Consider the following 15,721-nt stretch of genomic DNA (forward strand, 5'->3'; position numbering starts at 1 on the left):
TAATCCGACGCAAATGCTTTGCGGGTACATGACTTATAATAGCATAAACAGGGTGGTCTCCAATTACTTAAGCAAACGGCAACGATCAATGGCAACTAGATTGTGAAAGCCGTCTCAATGATTTCAGCCTGTTCCTGTGCATGCACTTTCGCATACCCGGTAGCAGTTGCGGCACTTGGTTGCCTGCTGATCACCCCGTAATTGATACCCTTGAGGTTCATTTGTAAAAAGCTTGCCGCACCCATGTTAAATGGCTCTTCCTGAACCCAGAACCAGGTGGCCTTGTTGTATTTTTTATATAATGCTTCCAGTTGATTGGATGGCAGCGGATACAGTTGCTCTACCCTTATAATGGCTACCTCTTTACGGTTCTCCTTTTGTTGGCGCTCTGCCAGGTCAAAGTAAACTTTACCTGAGCAAAACAGGACCTTTTGTACACTTTCGGCATCGGCAAATGTATCGTCGATAACTTCCTTGAAACCTCCTGAAGTAAACTCGTCCACTTTACTGTAGCTGCCAGGATGCCTCAGGTTTGCCTTAGGGCTGAAATTAACCATTGGCTTTCGGAACGGCCAGATAATCTGCCGGCGGAGGGCATGAAAGAAGTTCGCAGCAGTGGTAATGTTTGTAACCACCATATTCAGCTCAGCGCACATTTGAAGAAAGCGTTCGATCCGGGCACTGCTGTGTTCCGGTCCCTGCCCCTCATAGCCATGAGGTAATAGCATCACCATTCCACTCATCTGGCGCCACTTGGTTTCACCGCTGGTAATAAACTGGTCAATCATCGTTTGGGCCGTATTGAAAAAGTCGCCAAACTGTGCTTCCCAAAGAACAAGGCTGTGCGGGTTCGCAATTGAATACCCATACTCAAAACCTAAAACAGCAAACTCGCTTAACAGTGAATTATAGATCCTGAACTTTCCTTCTGCACCTGGTATCCTGCTTAGGCGGCTGTAACTTTCGTCGGTATTCTCGTCGCGCAGTACTGCATGACGGTGCGAGAAAGTGCCCCTTCTTACATCCTGGCCACTCATCCGAACGTCATTTCCTTCGAGTAGCAAGCTGCCATATGCCATCAGTTCGGCTGTTGCCCAATCAACAGCTTTTTCGTTTTCAAATAACTTTATCTTATCCTGTAACAGCTTTTCTACTTTCCTCAACGGCTGAAATCCTTCGGGCCACTTCATGAGGCTCTCGAAAATGTTTTGAAATTGTTCCGAGTTGATTGCGGTGGTTGGCGAACTTTCAAAGTCCGCATCATTGGCCTTGCGTAGGTCACGCCACCAGAGTTCTGGTTTCTGGTAAGTATAAGGCAGTGGGTTTTGCTTTACCTCGTCAAGACGTTCCTGCAACTCGGCCCAGAACTTCTTTTCCATTTCTTTTGCGAGATCGGCGTCGATAGATCCGTTTGCAATTAACTGCTGGCTGTACACCTCGCGAGGGTTAGCGTGCTTATCGATAAGGGCGTATAGTTTCGGCTGGGTATACTTTGGATCATCTCCTTCGTTATGTCCATGCCGGCGATAGCAAACCATATCTATAAAAACGTCACTATTGAATTCCTGGCGGTACCTGGTTGCGATCTCTGCGCACTTTACAACAGCTTCCGGGTCATCACCATTTACATGAAACACCGGGGCCTGCACCATGGAGGCAACAGAGGTGCTGTAGTCAGCAGTTCTAGCGTCGTCGAAGTCGGTTGTAAATCCAATTTGATTGTTGATGACAAAGTGAATTGTACCACCGGTATAATAACCGCGAAGCCCGCTCATTTGCAACACTTCGTATACAATTCCCTGTCCGGCAACGGATGCATCACCGTGAATAAGTATGGGTAAAATATTATCGTAATCACTTTCGTAAAGCACATCCGCCTTACCACGTGAAAACCCAACAACAACCGGGTTAACAGCTTCAAGGTGCGACGGGTTTGGCGCGAGCTGCAGGTTTACTTTCTTTCCTTCAACCGTAGTATGCTCAGCCCTGAAACCAAGGTGATATTTTACATCACCACTTCCCATTGTTGTATCGGGTGTAGAGGTTCCTTCAAACTCACTAAATATTTGCTTATAGGTTTTACCGAGAATGTTTGCCAAAACGTTCAGTCGTCCACGATGCGCCATTCCGATCACGGTTTCCTGTACACCATATTCTGCAGCAATATTGATGATCGCATCGAGAGCAGGGATGGTTGTTTCACCACCTTCCAGTGAAAAACGCTTTTGCCCTACATACTTAGTGTGCAAAAACTTTTCAAACATTACACCCTGGTTCAGCTTTTCCAGAACCCGCTTCTTTTTTTCTATGCTCATCGGAGCATGAAAGGTTTGTTCAACTTCACGCTCTAACCAGTCTATTCGTGCCTGGTCATTGATCGCTGAATACTCAACTCCAACGGACGCAGTATAACATTTTTGAAGATGGGCAACGATGTCTTTTAATTTGGCATTGGGAACACCTATAAACTTACCGGCGTGAAAGCTTTTATCGATGTCTTGTTCTTCAAGTCCGAAAACCTTTAAGTCTAAACCGGCCCTGCGATCCTTTCTCTCACGAATGGGGTTGGTTTTTGCTACCAGGTGCCCTTTTCTTCGATAAGCCGTAATCAGTTGAAAAACACTAAACTCTTTGGCCAATTGGGTCTCGTCTACTCCATGGCTTGCTGAACCATTAACTGCAGCTTGTTTGGTGCCATTTGCAGATACCGATCCAATTGCAAAGTCAAACCCCTCAAAAAATTTACGGAGGTCCTGGTCGACACTCTCGGGATTTGCAACAAAATCGTTGTACAGGCTTTCGATATAGGCGGGGTGAGAATTGGTGATGTATGAAAAATCCTTCATAATGGCGATTTTGACCTTATTTGAAGCTGAAAAAGCTAAATGGAATGCAAATATCGGCTTTTGACTTAAGAAACATAGATCAAAAATAACCGGAATTGGCTCATTTTTGTGCCTTGATTTCAGCTGAATATACTGTGTACAGTGTGCATTAACTCCCTGTTTCTGGTTGCTGTAAAAAATGGATGGAACCCAATAAAGTGCTGATGAGTAAGAAACATAAACAGGCAGATAAATTTTTCTATTCTCAATTACGCAACTTGTTTTGTTTTCTCTTACCTTTGCCGTCCTTAAAATAAAATTATGGCAAACCATAAAGCTACCAAGAAAGATGTACGCCAGGCAGCAAAACGCAGAGAACGCAATCGCTATTACGGAAAAACAACCCGTAATGCTATACGTGATTTGAAAGAGGTGACAGAAAAAAGTGGATTCTCCGAAAAACTTCCTGACGTTTCTTCTATGATCGACAAGTTAGCCAGACGCGGTATCATACACAAGAACAAAGCTGCTAACCTGAAGAGCAAATTGGCGAAGCGGGTTGCTAAGTTGGCATAATCAAACTTGCATCAAAAAAATTAAAAACCTGCGTGAGCAGGTTTTTTTGTTTTGGCAATAATGCCCGTTATATCGTTTCAGTTGGGAAAGCATCTTTAAAAAGCCGGACAACACTTAGCAACCTCTAACGTTATTAGAAAGACACCCGCCTTGTCCATTTAGTTTCAATTATCCTTCCTGCTATACCTGCTCCTGCTTATCTACTTCTTTTAAAAAGTACCCGAATCCTGGCTTAGTATGAATGAGTTTAACCTCATGTGCTTTATCCAGCTTATTTCTTAGAAAGCTGATGTAAACCTCAATGGTGTTCGTACCGGTATCAAAGCTCAGGTTCCAGACTTTCTCCATAATCTCCTGCTTGGCGATTACCTTGCCTTTCGACTTCGCCAACAGCACGAGCAGTGCAAATTCCTTTGCGGTTAAGTTTATTTCTTTTCCTGCCCGCTTTACACTTTTATCCTGGAGATCAATTTCAAGATCAGCAATCACCATTTTTTCACCCGGATCAGGTGAACCATCCGAACGCTTAAGAAAAACTTTGATCCGTGCAAGTAATTCGTTGATGTGAAAAGGTTTGACCAGGTAATCGTCGGCGCCGAGATTGAAAGCATCTAATTTGTCATTGATCTCCCCCATAGAAGTAAGCATGATAATCGGGATGTTTCTTTTTGCCTCGCGAAACTCCTTACATAAGGCAAGTCCGTTTTTGTACGGTAGATTTACATCCAATAATACAATGGTGTAGTTGTGCTGAAAAAAGAGTTTTTCAGCAATCTGGCCGTCAAAAGCCACATCCACCTGGTATCCATGACGGGTTAGCTCCTCCTGAACGATTTGTCCAAGACGGGGTTCGTCCTCTGCCATTAAAATTCTGGGCTTATTTTCCATTCTTTTAAGCAAATTTTAATCAATTTAATGAAAAAAAAATTCTATCTGAGTTTTCTTTTGTTTTGGTGCCTTTTAACCAATGCTCAAAAACATATTACCACTTACGAAAAATCGGGTGGAAAAGAAACTGCTACCTACTTCGAAACCATAAATTTTTATGAACAGCTGGCTGCCAGCTACAGAAATATTCAGATACGAACATTCGACACCACCGATGCAGGATACCCTCTGCACCTGGTAATGTTTTCCACAGAAAAAGACTTGGATTGGAGTAAAACGGATAAGCAAGATAAAATTGTAATCTTAATAAACAATGGAATACATCCGGGAGAACCAGACGGTATCGATGCCAGCATGATGTTACTGCGCGACTATGTTACCGGCAAGCTTAAGCTACCGGCGAATATTGCACTTGCATTTATCCCGATTTACAATATTGGCGGCGCCCTAAACCGGAACCAGTTTTCCCGGGCAAACCAAAACGGGCCAGCAAGTTTTGGTTTCCGTGGTAATGCGCAAAACCTTGATCTTAACCGGGACTTCACCAAATCCGACTCCAAAGACGCACGGGCATTTGCATCGATCTTTCACTTCCTTGATCCGGACATCCTGGTTGACAACCATGTAAGCGACGGTGCCGATTACCAGTACACCATGACCTTGCTGACGACACAACACAACAAACTAGGGGGCGAATTGGGCACCTTCCTGCACAACGACTTTGAACCGGCGCTGTTCAAAAGCATGGACCTGAAAAAGTGGCCGATGACCCCGTATGTAAACTTCGAAGAGTCTTCTCCCGAAAAGGGGATGACAGCTTTTTACGATCCGCCGCGGTACAGCAGCGGCTATGCGGCCCTATTTCAAACGATTGCCTTTATGCCGGAAACGCATATGCTTAAACCGTTCAAATACCGGGTAACGTCAACATATGCCCTCATGCAAACCATTATTGAAGAAGCCTCAAAGAGTGCCCAAAAACTCAAAATGGCACGACGGGCAGCTATAAACTCGGTGACCACGGGAAAGACTCTTCCGTTGGGTTGGAAACCTGATAGCACCAGGTTCGAAACCATTCGCTTTAAAGGTTACGAGGCGCAAAGCAAGACCAGCGATGTCACCGGCTTACCACGGTTGTACTATGACCACAGCAAACCATTTGAGAAGGACGTTAAGTTTTTCAATTCGTTTCTTCCTGAAAAGAATATTACAATTCCACAAGCATACATTTTACCACGGGGATGGAACGAGGTTGCCCAAAATCTAAAAAGAAATGGGGTAAGAATGCATGAGCTTAAGCGAGACACTTTGATTGAGGTTGAATGCTACCATATCGAAAGCTATAAGAGCATGCCCAGGCCTTACGAAAAACACCACCGGAACTCTGATGTTGTAGTAAGCACCAAAAAGGAAAAGCTTCGATTTCTTAAAGGAGATTACCTGATCTATTGCAACCAACGCGCAAACCGGTACCTGGTGGAAATGCTGGAGCCAACAGGTGACGACAGCTTTTTTGCATGGAACTTTTTCGACGCGATACTCCAGCAAAAAGAAGGGTATAGTGACTATAGGTGGGAAGATCTTGCTGCAAGCTACCTGGCAACAAAGCCTGCACTAAAGAAACAACTTGAAGAAAAGAGAAGGGCAGATCCGACCTTCGCCGCATCGTCCAGTGCCCAGCTCAATTTCATTTACCGCAACTCGCCTTATTACGAACCGGAGCATATGCGATACCCGGTATTCAGACTACCTTTAAAATAGGGCGATGTTCCCGATAAAACAGGTGTACAAAACCCCGTGTAGTTAACCTTTTCAGGCCGCTGACACGGGGTTTGTATTTTGTAAAGAATATGGTAGGGAACTTACTGCCTGTCGAGTGAGCACAGATAAGTGCATTGCTGGGGCTATTCAGCCTGGCTTACCTTATCCACTGAGCCACTCCCGGTTATATTCTTTGATACATCGGCATTGCCGGCATAACGAATGCTCCCACTTCCCACGATTTTGGCTTTCAGCGCCACATCAGCAAAAGTTTCGGCGTCGCCACTCCCCACGATATTAATGTCTGCCACTTCTGCCTTGAGTCCTTTGCCACGATAATTACCACTTCCACTGATATCAACTTCAACATCCTTAGTTTCACCCGCAAGGTTTAGGTTACCACTGCCTGAGATATTGCCACGAACACGCGGGGTATTTACAATCATGTATATGTCGCCACTTCCGGAAATTGAGAACCGCATTGGTTGTTTTGAAGACCATTTATCTTCGCCAGTTACGTTGCCACCTCCGGATATTTCAACTGAGTTGAGCGTTGGTGTACTAACATAAACCTTAACCGGGTTGTCCGTTTCAATTCGCACATTTCTACGGTATCGGATTACGAGCTCACCATTCTTTACCACTGTTTCAACATAGGGCAGTATGTTTTCATCTCCTTCCAACCTTACGCTGGTCTCACCGGAGCTTAACTCTACATCTATCCCCGCCGTTAAACTAATTTCAGTCACCCCACTCACGCTCCTTGTTTGCGTTCCGGCTTTTCCATTTCCATTTACCCGGCGGTGATTGTTGAAGCAGGAAACAACCGCAATCATAAGGAAAAGCGCAAGGCATGGATAAAGTATTCGCATAACAGTTTTTCGCCAAATATGTAATTATTCTATTGAATTAGGAAGAAGCTGCAATTATCTTTTATGCATGGTCTTTTAAGTAAGAAAAACAGGGAGGTAAGTTTAAGCATCCGGTTTCAGAAATGCTGAACCAGCCTTATTTACTAAGTGGATAATATTCGTCCAAACCGGTACAGCCCAGGAGGCTGCCAGGGCTTAATCGTAATTTAACCGCCCTGCCCCAAAAAACGGTTATTCGCAGTCTGGTAGATAACTAGGCGACAATGCATGCACCTATTCGTACGACAATCCACTTCTCTTAGAAGGATCATAAAACAGTGGTTCAAAATTTTGCTCAAGGGTGTGGCATTGTACACTAATCGTATTGCAACTAACATTCCCGAATATCGTAGCCACAGCAGAATCTGCGGCATCACGACCAGTTGCAATTTTGATGAGCCCATTCAGCGGTGCAAGTTTCGTAGCATCGAAAAGTATCCAATTTCCACCGAGGTATGCTTCGAAACAGGCATGAAAGTCCGGTGGATTCAATTGATAGGCGTAGCCTGTAAAGTACCGGGCCGGTATGGTTAGTGCCCGGCATAAGGCGATGCCAAGATGGGCAAAATCGCGGCAAACCCCGGCTTGCTCGGTAACCGTATCGTAAGCCGATGTTTGCGAGTTTGTTGAGCCGCTCAGGTATTCAACGTTTTTATAGATCCAGTCTGTTAAGGCAACTACCTTTTCAAAGGGGTTCGCAATGTTTCCGAATTTTGTATTTGCAAATCGAAAAAGTTTGTCCGATTGGCAATACCTGCTTGGGTACAAGTAAGGAAAGACGGATGTTTCCAGTTTTGATACCGGCTCTTCCTCCAGGTTAGTAAAATCAATTGAAGTAAAGTGGTTATCTACGGTTGCTTTATAGGTTATGCTGATGTCGCAAGGTTCGGTAATCTCCAAACGGGTAAACCGGTTTTCACCTTGAATGGCATTCAATTCTTCAAAGCGGATGTATGGCTCAATGGTAAATAACTCCTCGATCACTGTTTGACGGGCGCTTCGGAGGGCATGTATATTTAACAACAATGTAGAAGGACTGGAGATGGTATAACTCAGGCTGGAGTTCACTTCGAATTTCATGCAGGGATGTTTAGTCTTTAAGGTAATTTATCAAGGATCGCTTCCATCCAGTCGTCGGGCATTTTTTCAAGGGCTACTTTCAACTCCTGCGCCCACAACGCTGAAATATTTTCCAGGTCCGACTTTTCGTAACGGTGTTCCGATAACTTAAAACTGTCTTTGCGATACAGTACCACATCAATTGGAAAGTCCACGTTATTTGAACTCACACGGGTGGAGTCGAACGATAGGAAGCCTGCTTTTAAGGCAAGACGCATGTCTGATTCGTGGGTAAGTGTGCGGTTCAATATAGCCTTACCATGACCGGAATTGCCAATGACTACGTAAGGTGCGCCATTGCCTAGTTCAACCCAGTTGCCCTCCGGGTACAATAGAAAAAGTTTATGTTCATCATCGTTCCGAAGCTGGCCGCCAATAATCGTATTCAGGTCGAACTTAAACCCTGAGCGTTCAAGATGGGCCCTGTCTTCTTCCCGAACCCGACGAACCTGTTCACCAAAGGCATTTACAGCTTTGTATAATTTGTCGTGATCCTCGTTTTCGATCAGCTCTTTAAAGTACACAATTGCCTTATCCCGCACTGAACGTAGACCACTGGTCATAATGAAAAGGGAATAATTATCTTTTTGAACCGTAAACACCTTCACTTTCACACTGGTGTCGGTTCCTGAGGTGATACGGGTGTCGGCGATGGCAACGAGGCCGGACTTTACTTTAATACCTAAACAATAAGTCATAAACGTTGGTGTGCTGATCCGTTTTTCCAGAAAATTTCCAGGACCACTTCGGTTGAAATATCCTGTTGCCCCCTCTATGGCGACAATCCTGGTTTACCTGCCGGTCGGCACCTGAACGGCTTTGCAATGCTATCCGGAAACAGATACAATTACTGTTATATCAAAAACCGGGAAGCAGGTTAGATGGTAGTGAATAAATGGTATGGAGCAATCGGAACGGCAACTTACAAACGCGCAAGTTGCCGGCAAATTAGATAAAGAGGCAGGTTAAAAGAACTATGCCATATAACCCGCAACTTTATGCTACTGTCATTCTAAATCAGGAAGACATGGTAGCTGCCTAAAGCTATGGCATTTTCTTAAACCCTTCCCAGCGTACTTTCCATGTTTCATCTTTTGGTATACCAGGATTAACAACCGTATTGCCATCATAACCTGCGCACATCATTGCGATAGCGGCAAGAACACCACCATTACCCGGTAAATAGATGCGAAGCCGATCATCCTGGTAGTTATGACCATTGGGTAGATACGTATTGGTTTGTATATTCATCAGTAATGCATCTATTGCTTTATCGGGCATTCCCAGGCGGGTTGCGGTCATGGCAACCATTGGAAAGTCCCATCCCCAGGTATCTTTCCAACTCCAGTTTTTCCAAACCCAATCAAACGTGTTTTTCATGATGGTTGTATCTACCTGGCCCGTTGAGGGCATCATGCCAAGTGCACCCAACACGGAAGGATGATCTGTTTTATACTCCGGGTTTGTATAACTGTCTGTGGCGCTTTCGGTGGCCAGGTAAAGGTTGTTTTGTATTGGCAGCTTCGAGAGCTTTTGCACCACTTCGTTCCATTTGGGATTGGGAGCAAGGTTTAATCGCTTACGCCATTCCGCGGCAGTCTTAAGTGCCCAATGCCAGTAAACCAATTCATAAGTCGGGTTAAATGTTTCTTCTGCTTTAAAACGTTCCTGGGCGGGTATTAGTCCCTTTCCCAAGATGTAACGATTTTTATCTTTCTCAAAGAACGGGTAGGATGCCATGAAGTCGGCCGTAGCAAATACCAGGTCCTTGTATTTGTTGAGCTCAGCGGCACCAGGTTTATCGCGGTAGGCCAACTCAGCGAAGTAGATCAGGTGTGGCTGTTGCCAGATCAGGAAAGCTCCTACCGAAGACGGAGCTTCCTGGCCGTCGTTATCGGTCATCTTTTGCCAGCGAACACCTTCATACCCCTGCCTTTCTGCAATACTTTTTGCAATACCGTACACCTTTTTGTACCATCCCAGGCTACGTTCCAATAGATCCATGCGGTTCCATAAAGCATACTGCATACTGTGCCAGTAATGCATTTCGAGGTGCGGTTTACCAAACCAGCTATTATAGGTAAGCCCGGTTTCCTGGGGTGGAAAATCACCCGCTTCCTGAATGCGAAGGAGGTACTGTGACAAAATTACCCGACGCTCGAGTTCAAAAGCGCGTTTATCCGTACTCCCCGAGAAGTCAACGGCAGCCCCGCTATTCCAGAACTGCGGCCACGCTTTAGTATTACCTGCCACGGTTTGCGCGTAGGAAGGTACGGTAGCACGTGCGTTGTTCGAAAACCGGCAACTGAATGAAAAGGTGTTACTTCCGGAAGGCGAAACCAGGAAGTAATGTGGTTCCTTTTGACTCGTCGTAGCTGTGCCATCCCATCCTATAGCGGCGTAGTAGACGGTGGTATCAAGCTGATGCTTCAACACCACACCACCTTTGCTGCTGTTTTGGATTGAAGAGCTATGTTTTTGAACGTTGCCATAATTCGCTCCTTCATCAATCCAGTCGCCGGTCGGATATGGAAAACGTACATTTATTTTAAGCCGGCCTGTTGTAAGTAGCGGTGAAACCACTTTTGCAGATATGGCATCTTCCTGCTGGTGACCAAACGTACTCACGTCAACAGGTACACCTTCAACAGAAAAGTGGCTTTTGATTTCACCGGTATACATATTTAGTTCCTGCCGTACGTCTTTAATATCATTTAAGCCGGCCAGCGATCCATCGGCAAGTTGAATGTCGAACCCAACGTTTCCGAGTTGAAGGCGGTGAGGGTTTTGGCGAAACCAGTTCGAAACAGCTTTGTTTCTTTCCGGGCTATTCCATTGAACCGTATAGGTTACATCCCTGCCATTTAGGTTGTATGTTTTATAAGCTTCGGATCGCTTATATCCGATCGTATCTATGAAGCTGTGCCAGCCCCACTCAGACTGGGTACCGAGGGGAACCCCGCGTGAATACTCCTTTGTAAAGGTTTGAAGGCCCGTGATATCTGTCGTAAAAGCAAAACGCCCGTTTCCTACCGAAAGTGAAGCGAGGGTGTCCGGTTTAGTCACCATAACGGTATGGCGCAAAACGAGCGCTTTCCGGTCAATCCGGGTTTGGGCAAAAACGGGCAAACAAATGATCAGGCAAGCCAGGTAAGCCGTAAAAAGGAGTAATTTTTTCATTTTGGAGCAGTGTTGGAGCATTAATATAGCCTTTCACCCGGCTGGTATTTATTTAGAGATACGGGGTCATCGTGCATGAAGGTATTCTGCGTGGAATAGTATGGAAACCAGTACAAGGTTGATTAATAAGTGTAGACCATTTATATTGGTTCGCTTACTAACCTACACGAGTAACCGGGTTGCTGTAAATATAAAGATGCCGGGCAAAACTGCCGGCATCTTTATTAATATTTCCCTTATGAAGCAGAGGATATCCGCCATTAGCGCCGCGGAGAACCGTTGCAGGTGTTATAGCTTTTTAGCCTTCATTGGAACTGCAAACCAGTCACAAGGCAATAATGCCTGGAAAACCAGAATGATTTATTCCGACGATTACTTGGCCTTTTCGTAAACAAGTTTCATTGCGTTTTCGCCGAAACTTGAAGAAGATTTAGAGTCCAGCACCAATGACTGTCCGTCGCTTGAAAGTTTGTAGGTTTCGGTAAGCTTGATCTCTGTTGACTCTCCATTCATTTCAAGCAGAATAACGGAATTTACGTTGAGTGTCTGACCGTCTTCGGCCCACTTTGCTGTAGACTTTTTCTTGGTGTTACCAAAAACGGTGCTCTCTGTTTCTTTGCCATCGAAAGTCAGCCGATCTTTCATGGTAAGTGCTTCGCCTTGTGGATTGCTTCCAGCTTTTTCGAAGTTGAAACCTTCGTTTTCTAAGGTTATTTTCATTGTTCTCGAAGCCATGCGAGCACCAAATTGACCAAGTTCACTTTTTGTTTCATTCAATTTCCACTCACCTGAAAAATCAGGGGTAGCAAGACGCGGAGCCTCGAATGATGACATGGTTGTAAAAGCAACCGCAGACAATACGAGGGTTTTAGCAGAGAAACGGGAAACGATGTTTTGATGAAAGCTCATTGTAGTGGATTTAAGTATTGAAATTAATTGTTTATAAAAGATTAGTAGATTATTGTACCAGGAATTTGTTCAGTGGCAAAGCAGGCAGCTTTCTAATGCCTTCAACAACGCCTGCTGCATTCAGCTTTGCGCCGGCCTTATTCGTGTGCGTATGATCTTTTTCTGTAAAAAATGCTTTTGCTTTATCACTCCCCAATTCGTCGTATTTATCCGCAATTATTTGGTTAAGGTCGACAAAGTAACTGCCGGTTTGTTGTGCAACCTGCGCCGCCCAACCTCCGTAACTGTCTGCTGCACGGCTTACCTTTCCTTCTTTAAAATTGTTGCGGGGTATAGGAGAACAGATAATTGGAATAGCACCCTTCGCCTTTGTATCTGATACGAATTTCCTAAGGTACCAGCCATAGGTGTATACGACTTCCTGTTTTTTGGTAATAGGGTTGTAAATTTCTTTGCTTTCGTCGCCTACACCCTGTATGGTTCCTCTTGCCCGCGCAGTATCGTCAAGTGGAGAGCCGTCGTTATGACCAAACTGCATAATTACATAATCACCTGGCTGCAATTTTTCCAGCACTTTATTCCACAAGCCCTGGGTTTGAAAAGTACGGCTGCTGGTACCCCCAAGTGCATGGTTTTGTACTGCAATCCGGTTTGTATCAAAATAAGCTGCTATAAAGTCGCCCCATCCCCATAGCCCGCCAGCACCATTGCCTCTTCCGTTTTTAACAGTAGAGTCTCCAATGGTATAGAATGTTGGTCTTTTTTCTTGCCTCAGGATGACAAAAGAAGCAGAGCAACAGAAAATACAAAAAACAAGTATAATGTGTTTTGCTTTCATATGGGGAGTACAATTGGGATTATCTATGACCTTCGCAGGTATTGGTTAAGGGCGAGTTTAGGTTGCATTTTAATGCCGTCCGCAACGGATTGGGCATTTAGTTCTGCCCCTGCCTTATTGGTATGTGTATGGTCCCCCGGAAAGAAGGCTTTTACGCTATCCGCACCCATGCGGTCGTATTTGTCTGCAGTTATTGCATTCAAATCAATAAAGGGTACGCCTTCCTGCTCCGCAACTTCCCTCGCCCACTTGCCAAAATCATTTGTCGCACGCAATAATTTCCCTTCGCGGAACTCGTTTCGCGGGATCATTGATAACACTATTGGAGTTGCCTTTTTAGCTTTAGCGTTTCGAACAAATTGCCGGATGTACCAACCATAGGTATGCACGGTTTCCTTTCGCCCATCACGGTATACAAGTTCAATAGTCTCGTCACCAGTGCCCTTAAGTGTTCCCCTGTTTCTTGCAGATGTATCAGGATAGCTGCCATCATTGTGTCCAAATTGCATCATGACGAAATCACCGGCCTTTAGTAAGGAGTCAACCCTAGCCCACCTGCGCTCATTGGTAAAGGTGCGGGAACTTCTACCTGCCATAGCATGGTTGGCAATTGTGATCCGATTGGTGTCAAAGTAGTTTGGTAGCATCGTGCCCCACCCCCATTGTTCCTGGTTGGAATTTCTGACAGTTGAATCACCAATGATATACAAAACGGGCCGTTGAATGTCGGCAAAAGCAGCCAGAAACACCATCACCAAAGCCAGTAAAAAAGAGTTTAAAATATACCTCATGAGCTGTGTTGTTTTCGCCATTACCCCTGTCGGAGTAGCAAAACCGATGCAATTCGGTTATCGATCCAGGTTGAGGGCGTCTGCAATTTGCAAACAACGTACCCATATAGGCATTAAGGAATAGTTATCGGTGAAATGCACGTACATAAAGGTAATCCCTGCCAGGTGCCTGAGGAATTTAGAACCTTGCGCGATTAACCATGAACTAAACTTAACACCTGAGACCGCTCAGTACTTCCCGCAGAGCCTAAAGCTCAATGTTGGGCTGAGCCACGACGGTTTTTGACCAGTACGCCTTGCCAATCTGCAACATACTTCGTTGGCCAGCAAAGTTACCGGTACTAAAAATGGCAGTCCCCCTTACGCATTTAAACCTGCGGGAACAGCAGAATAGCCAATCAGATGGTGTGCATGAGGGCAATAAGTTTTTGAAACAGGATTGCTGAGGATTTGGGCAAAGCGGCAACAACGCTTGTTCATCATCTGCTTTTCTCAATTCACATCATTATGTGGTGGACATCGGCTATACCGCATATTACTTTTGAATTCAGTTAAAGCCACGAACGGAAATTTAAGTGCCGGACTTACTTTCTTTCGCCGTGATTTTGACTCCATATCCTGCTAACAACTTCGCGCGACCGACAATTATAAAAACACATTTCAATTTAGATCAACAGCCTTAAAAAAGCGAGTACCTGGGGTCAGGGTATTACGCATTGTTATACTTGGGCACCTCACGGCTCATTGTCCCGCAATGCTCTCCAGTAATTCCATGTAATACCACTAAAATGAGATGTATGTCTTGATCCAGGGCGTCAGTCTCCAGCTATTATAAAAACAATATCAAAAAAACGAGTAAATGAAACAAAAAATATTATTTGTCAAAGCGGCAGTGCTGGCAACGGTTATCATAGCTGCTACATTAGGTTCCTGGGAAATGTATCTCCGGCACCAGGGCAGGGGAATATCTTACGATGATGGCGGCAGTCTTTGGAGCGACAAGCGTAAACAGGTTTACGAACCTAAAGACAAAGCCACTGTGTTTATCGGTTCCTCACGTATAAAGTACGATCTTGATATACCCACCTGGGAAAGTATCACCGGCAATCATGCCATCCAACTTGCAAACGTTGGCAGCAGCCCACTACCTGTACTAAACGATCTTGCAGCCGACGAGCAGTTCAAGGGACGACTGGTAATCGATGTCACCGAGTTTCTGTTTTTTCAACCAGCTCCTTATGTAAACAAAACACCGGTTGAAAACCTCGAGTATTTTAAAAAAGAAACCCCGGCGCAAAAGGTTGGTTTTGCCTTAAACAAGGCACTTGAGTCGGAATTCTTGTTCCTTGATAAAGAAGAATACTCATTGAATGCCCTACTCGCATCAACCCGCATTCCAAACCGCCCCAACGTTTACGAGTTTCCGGATTTCCCCGAAGGCTTTACTCCCGTAAGCTTTGATCGCCAGTCATACATGACGGAAAACTTTGTTAAGGATACAAACCTGATCAACCAGGTTACCGCAGTGTGGGCAATGTTTGGCGAGGCTGCCGCAAAAATGCCCCCAATTACGGAGGCGCAAATCAATGCTACCGTTGCAGCTGTAAAAGCAGCTTGCCATAAGATACAGTCGCGTGGTGGTGAAGTTATTTTTGTGCGGACACCAAGCAGCGGACCTATGCTTGCTATGGAAAAGATGGCTTTTCCAAAAGAGAGATTCTGGAACAAATTATTGGCTGCTACCGGCTGCCGTGGTATTCATTTCGAAGACTATCCGCAGATCGCCCACTTTCAATGTCCGGAATTTTCACACCTCAGTGTACCACAAGCAAAAACATTTACCGAAGCATTCATCAACATTTTACGCGAGAAAGGCTGGTCATTCCAAACAACGCAAAACACCATTGCCCTCAACTAACTTTT

The 15,721-nt window shown here is 45.0% G+C and carries 12 protein-coding genes; 3 read left to right on the forward strand and 9 right to left on the reverse strand.

The annotated features are described in order from the left end of the window. Positions 1-95: 95 nt before the first annotated feature. Positions 96-2,846, reverse strand: a complete 2,751-nt coding sequence (locus EXU57_RS10175) for a 2-oxoglutarate dehydrogenase E1 component (RefSeq protein WP_133268097.1) — start codon at positions 2,844-2,846, stop codon at positions 96-98. Positions 2,847-3,146: 300 nt separating this feature from the next. On the opposite strand from EXU57_RS10175, the gene rpsT reads away from it, so the two are divergent. After that, positions 3,147-3,401 (forward strand): 30S ribosomal protein S20, encoded by a 255-nt coding sequence (rpsT, locus tag EXU57_RS10180; protein WP_133268098.1) that lies wholly within the window; start codon positions 3,147-3,149, stop codon positions 3,399-3,401. A 180-nt stretch (positions 3,402-3,581) separates the two neighbouring features. Here rpsT and EXU57_RS10185 read toward each other — a convergent pair whose 3' ends face one another. Continuing rightward, positions 3,582-4,265: a response regulator transcription factor gene (locus EXU57_RS10185; RefSeq protein ID WP_243745562.1), complete on the reverse strand. Its 684-nt coding sequence runs from the start codon at positions 4,263-4,265 to the stop codon at positions 3,582-3,584. Between the two features lie 51 nt (positions 4,266-4,316). Here EXU57_RS10185 and EXU57_RS10190 point away from each other — a divergent pair, with 51 nt between their 5' ends. Then, complete coding sequence (locus tag EXU57_RS10190) at positions 4,317-6,050, forward strand: M14 family metallopeptidase (RefSeq protein ID WP_133268100.1); 1,734 nt, start codon at positions 4,317-4,319, stop codon at positions 6,048-6,050. Positions 6,051-6,193: 143 nt separating this feature from the next. Here EXU57_RS10190 and EXU57_RS10195 read toward each other — a convergent pair whose 3' ends face one another. The 7 genes from EXU57_RS10195 to EXU57_RS10225 all read right to left on the reverse strand — a co-directional run bounded on the left by EXU57_RS10195 (position 6,194) and on the right by EXU57_RS10225 (position 13,798). Then, positions 6,194-6,922 (reverse strand): head GIN domain-containing protein, encoded by a 729-nt coding sequence (locus EXU57_RS10195; RefSeq protein WP_133268101.1) that lies wholly within the window; start codon positions 6,920-6,922, stop codon positions 6,194-6,196. Between the two features lie 273 nt (positions 6,923-7,195). Continuing rightward, complete coding sequence (locus tag EXU57_RS10200; protein WP_133268102.1) at positions 7,196-8,041, reverse strand: transglutaminase-like domain-containing protein; 846 nt, start codon at positions 8,039-8,041, stop codon at positions 7,196-7,198. A gap of 17 nt (positions 8,042-8,058) precedes the next feature. Beyond that, on the reverse strand, positions 8,059-8,778 hold the full coding sequence (locus EXU57_RS10205; RefSeq protein WP_133268103.1) for a peptidase: 720 nt from the start codon (positions 8,776-8,778) through the stop codon (positions 8,059-8,061). Positions 8,779-9,124: 346 nt separating this feature from the next. Then, positions 9,125-11,260 carry a hypothetical protein gene (locus EXU57_RS10210; protein WP_133268104.1) on the reverse strand — a complete coding sequence of 712 codons (2,136 nt, stop codon included), beginning with the start codon at positions 11,258-11,260 and terminating at the stop codon, positions 9,125-9,127. A gap of 372 nt (positions 11,261-11,632) precedes the next feature. Then, positions 11,633-12,169, reverse strand: coding sequence for a hypothetical protein (locus EXU57_RS10215; protein ID WP_133268105.1), 537 nt, complete (start codon positions 12,167-12,169; stop codon positions 11,633-11,635). A gap of 49 nt (positions 12,170-12,218) precedes the next feature. Further along, entirely contained in the window at positions 12,219-13,007 is a 789-nt protein-coding gene (locus tag EXU57_RS10220) for a rhamnogalacturonan acetylesterase (RefSeq protein WP_133268106.1), read from the reverse strand. A 23-nt stretch (positions 13,008-13,030) separates the two neighbouring features. Continuing rightward, the gene (locus tag EXU57_RS10225; RefSeq protein WP_133268107.1) at positions 13,031-13,798 is read right to left on the reverse strand and encodes a rhamnogalacturonan acetylesterase; all 768 of its coding nucleotides are present in this window, start codon (positions 13,796-13,798) and stop codon (positions 13,031-13,033) included. 859 nt (positions 13,799-14,657) lie between these two features. Here EXU57_RS10225 and EXU57_RS10230 point away from each other — a divergent pair. Continuing rightward, complete coding sequence (locus EXU57_RS10230) at positions 14,658-15,716, forward strand: hypothetical protein (RefSeq protein ID WP_133268108.1); 1,059 nt, start codon at positions 14,658-14,660, stop codon at positions 15,714-15,716. Positions 15,717-15,721: the final 5 nt, after the last annotated feature.

The sequence above is a fragment of the Segetibacter sp. 3557_3 genome (genome assembly GCF_004354985.1).
Lineage (GTDB): Bacteria > Bacteroidota > Bacteroidia > Chitinophagales > Chitinophagaceae > Segetibacter.

Excerpts from the sequence above, each read along its gene's own strand:
- EXU57_RS10175 (WP_133268097.1), bottom strand. The coding sequence starts at position 2,846 with ATGAAGGATTTTTCATACATCACCAATTCTCACCCCGCCTATATCGAA.
- rpsT (WP_133268098.1), top strand. The coding sequence starts at position 3,147 with ATGGCAAACCATAAAGCTACCAAGAAAGATGTACGCCAGGCAGCAAAA.
- EXU57_RS10185 (WP_243745562.1), bottom strand. The coding sequence starts at position 4,265 with ATGGCAGAGGACGAACCCCGTCTTGGACAAATCGTTCAGGAGGAGCTA.
- EXU57_RS10190 (WP_133268100.1), top strand. The coding sequence starts at position 4,317 with ATGAAAAAAAAATTCTATCTGAGTTTTCTTTTGTTTTGGTGCCTTTTA.
- EXU57_RS10195 (WP_133268101.1), bottom strand. The coding sequence starts at position 6,922 with ATGCGAATACTTTATCCATGCCTTGCGCTTTTCCTTATGATTGCGGTT.
- EXU57_RS10200 (WP_133268102.1), bottom strand. The coding sequence starts at position 8,041 with ATGAAATTCGAAGTGAACTCCAGCCTGAGTTATACCATCTCCAGTCCT.
- EXU57_RS10205 (WP_133268103.1), bottom strand. The coding sequence starts at position 8,778 with ATGACTTATTGTTTAGGTATTAAAGTAAAGTCCGGCCTCGTTGCCATC.
- EXU57_RS10210 (WP_133268104.1), bottom strand. The coding sequence starts at position 11,260 with ATGAAAAAATTACTCCTTTTTACGGCTTACCTGGCTTGCCTGATCATT.
- EXU57_RS10215 (WP_133268105.1), bottom strand. The coding sequence starts at position 12,169 with ATGAGCTTTCATCAAAACATCGTTTCCCGTTTCTCTGCTAAAACCCTC.
- EXU57_RS10220 (WP_133268106.1), bottom strand. The coding sequence starts at position 13,007 with ATGAAAGCAAAACACATTATACTTGTTTTTTGTATTTTCTGTTGCTCT.
- EXU57_RS10225 (WP_133268107.1), bottom strand. The coding sequence starts at position 13,798 with ATGAGGTATATTTTAAACTCTTTTTTACTGGCTTTGGTGATGGTGTTT.
- EXU57_RS10230 (WP_133268108.1), top strand. The coding sequence starts at position 14,658 with ATGAAACAAAAAATATTATTTGTCAAAGCGGCAGTGCTGGCAACGGTT.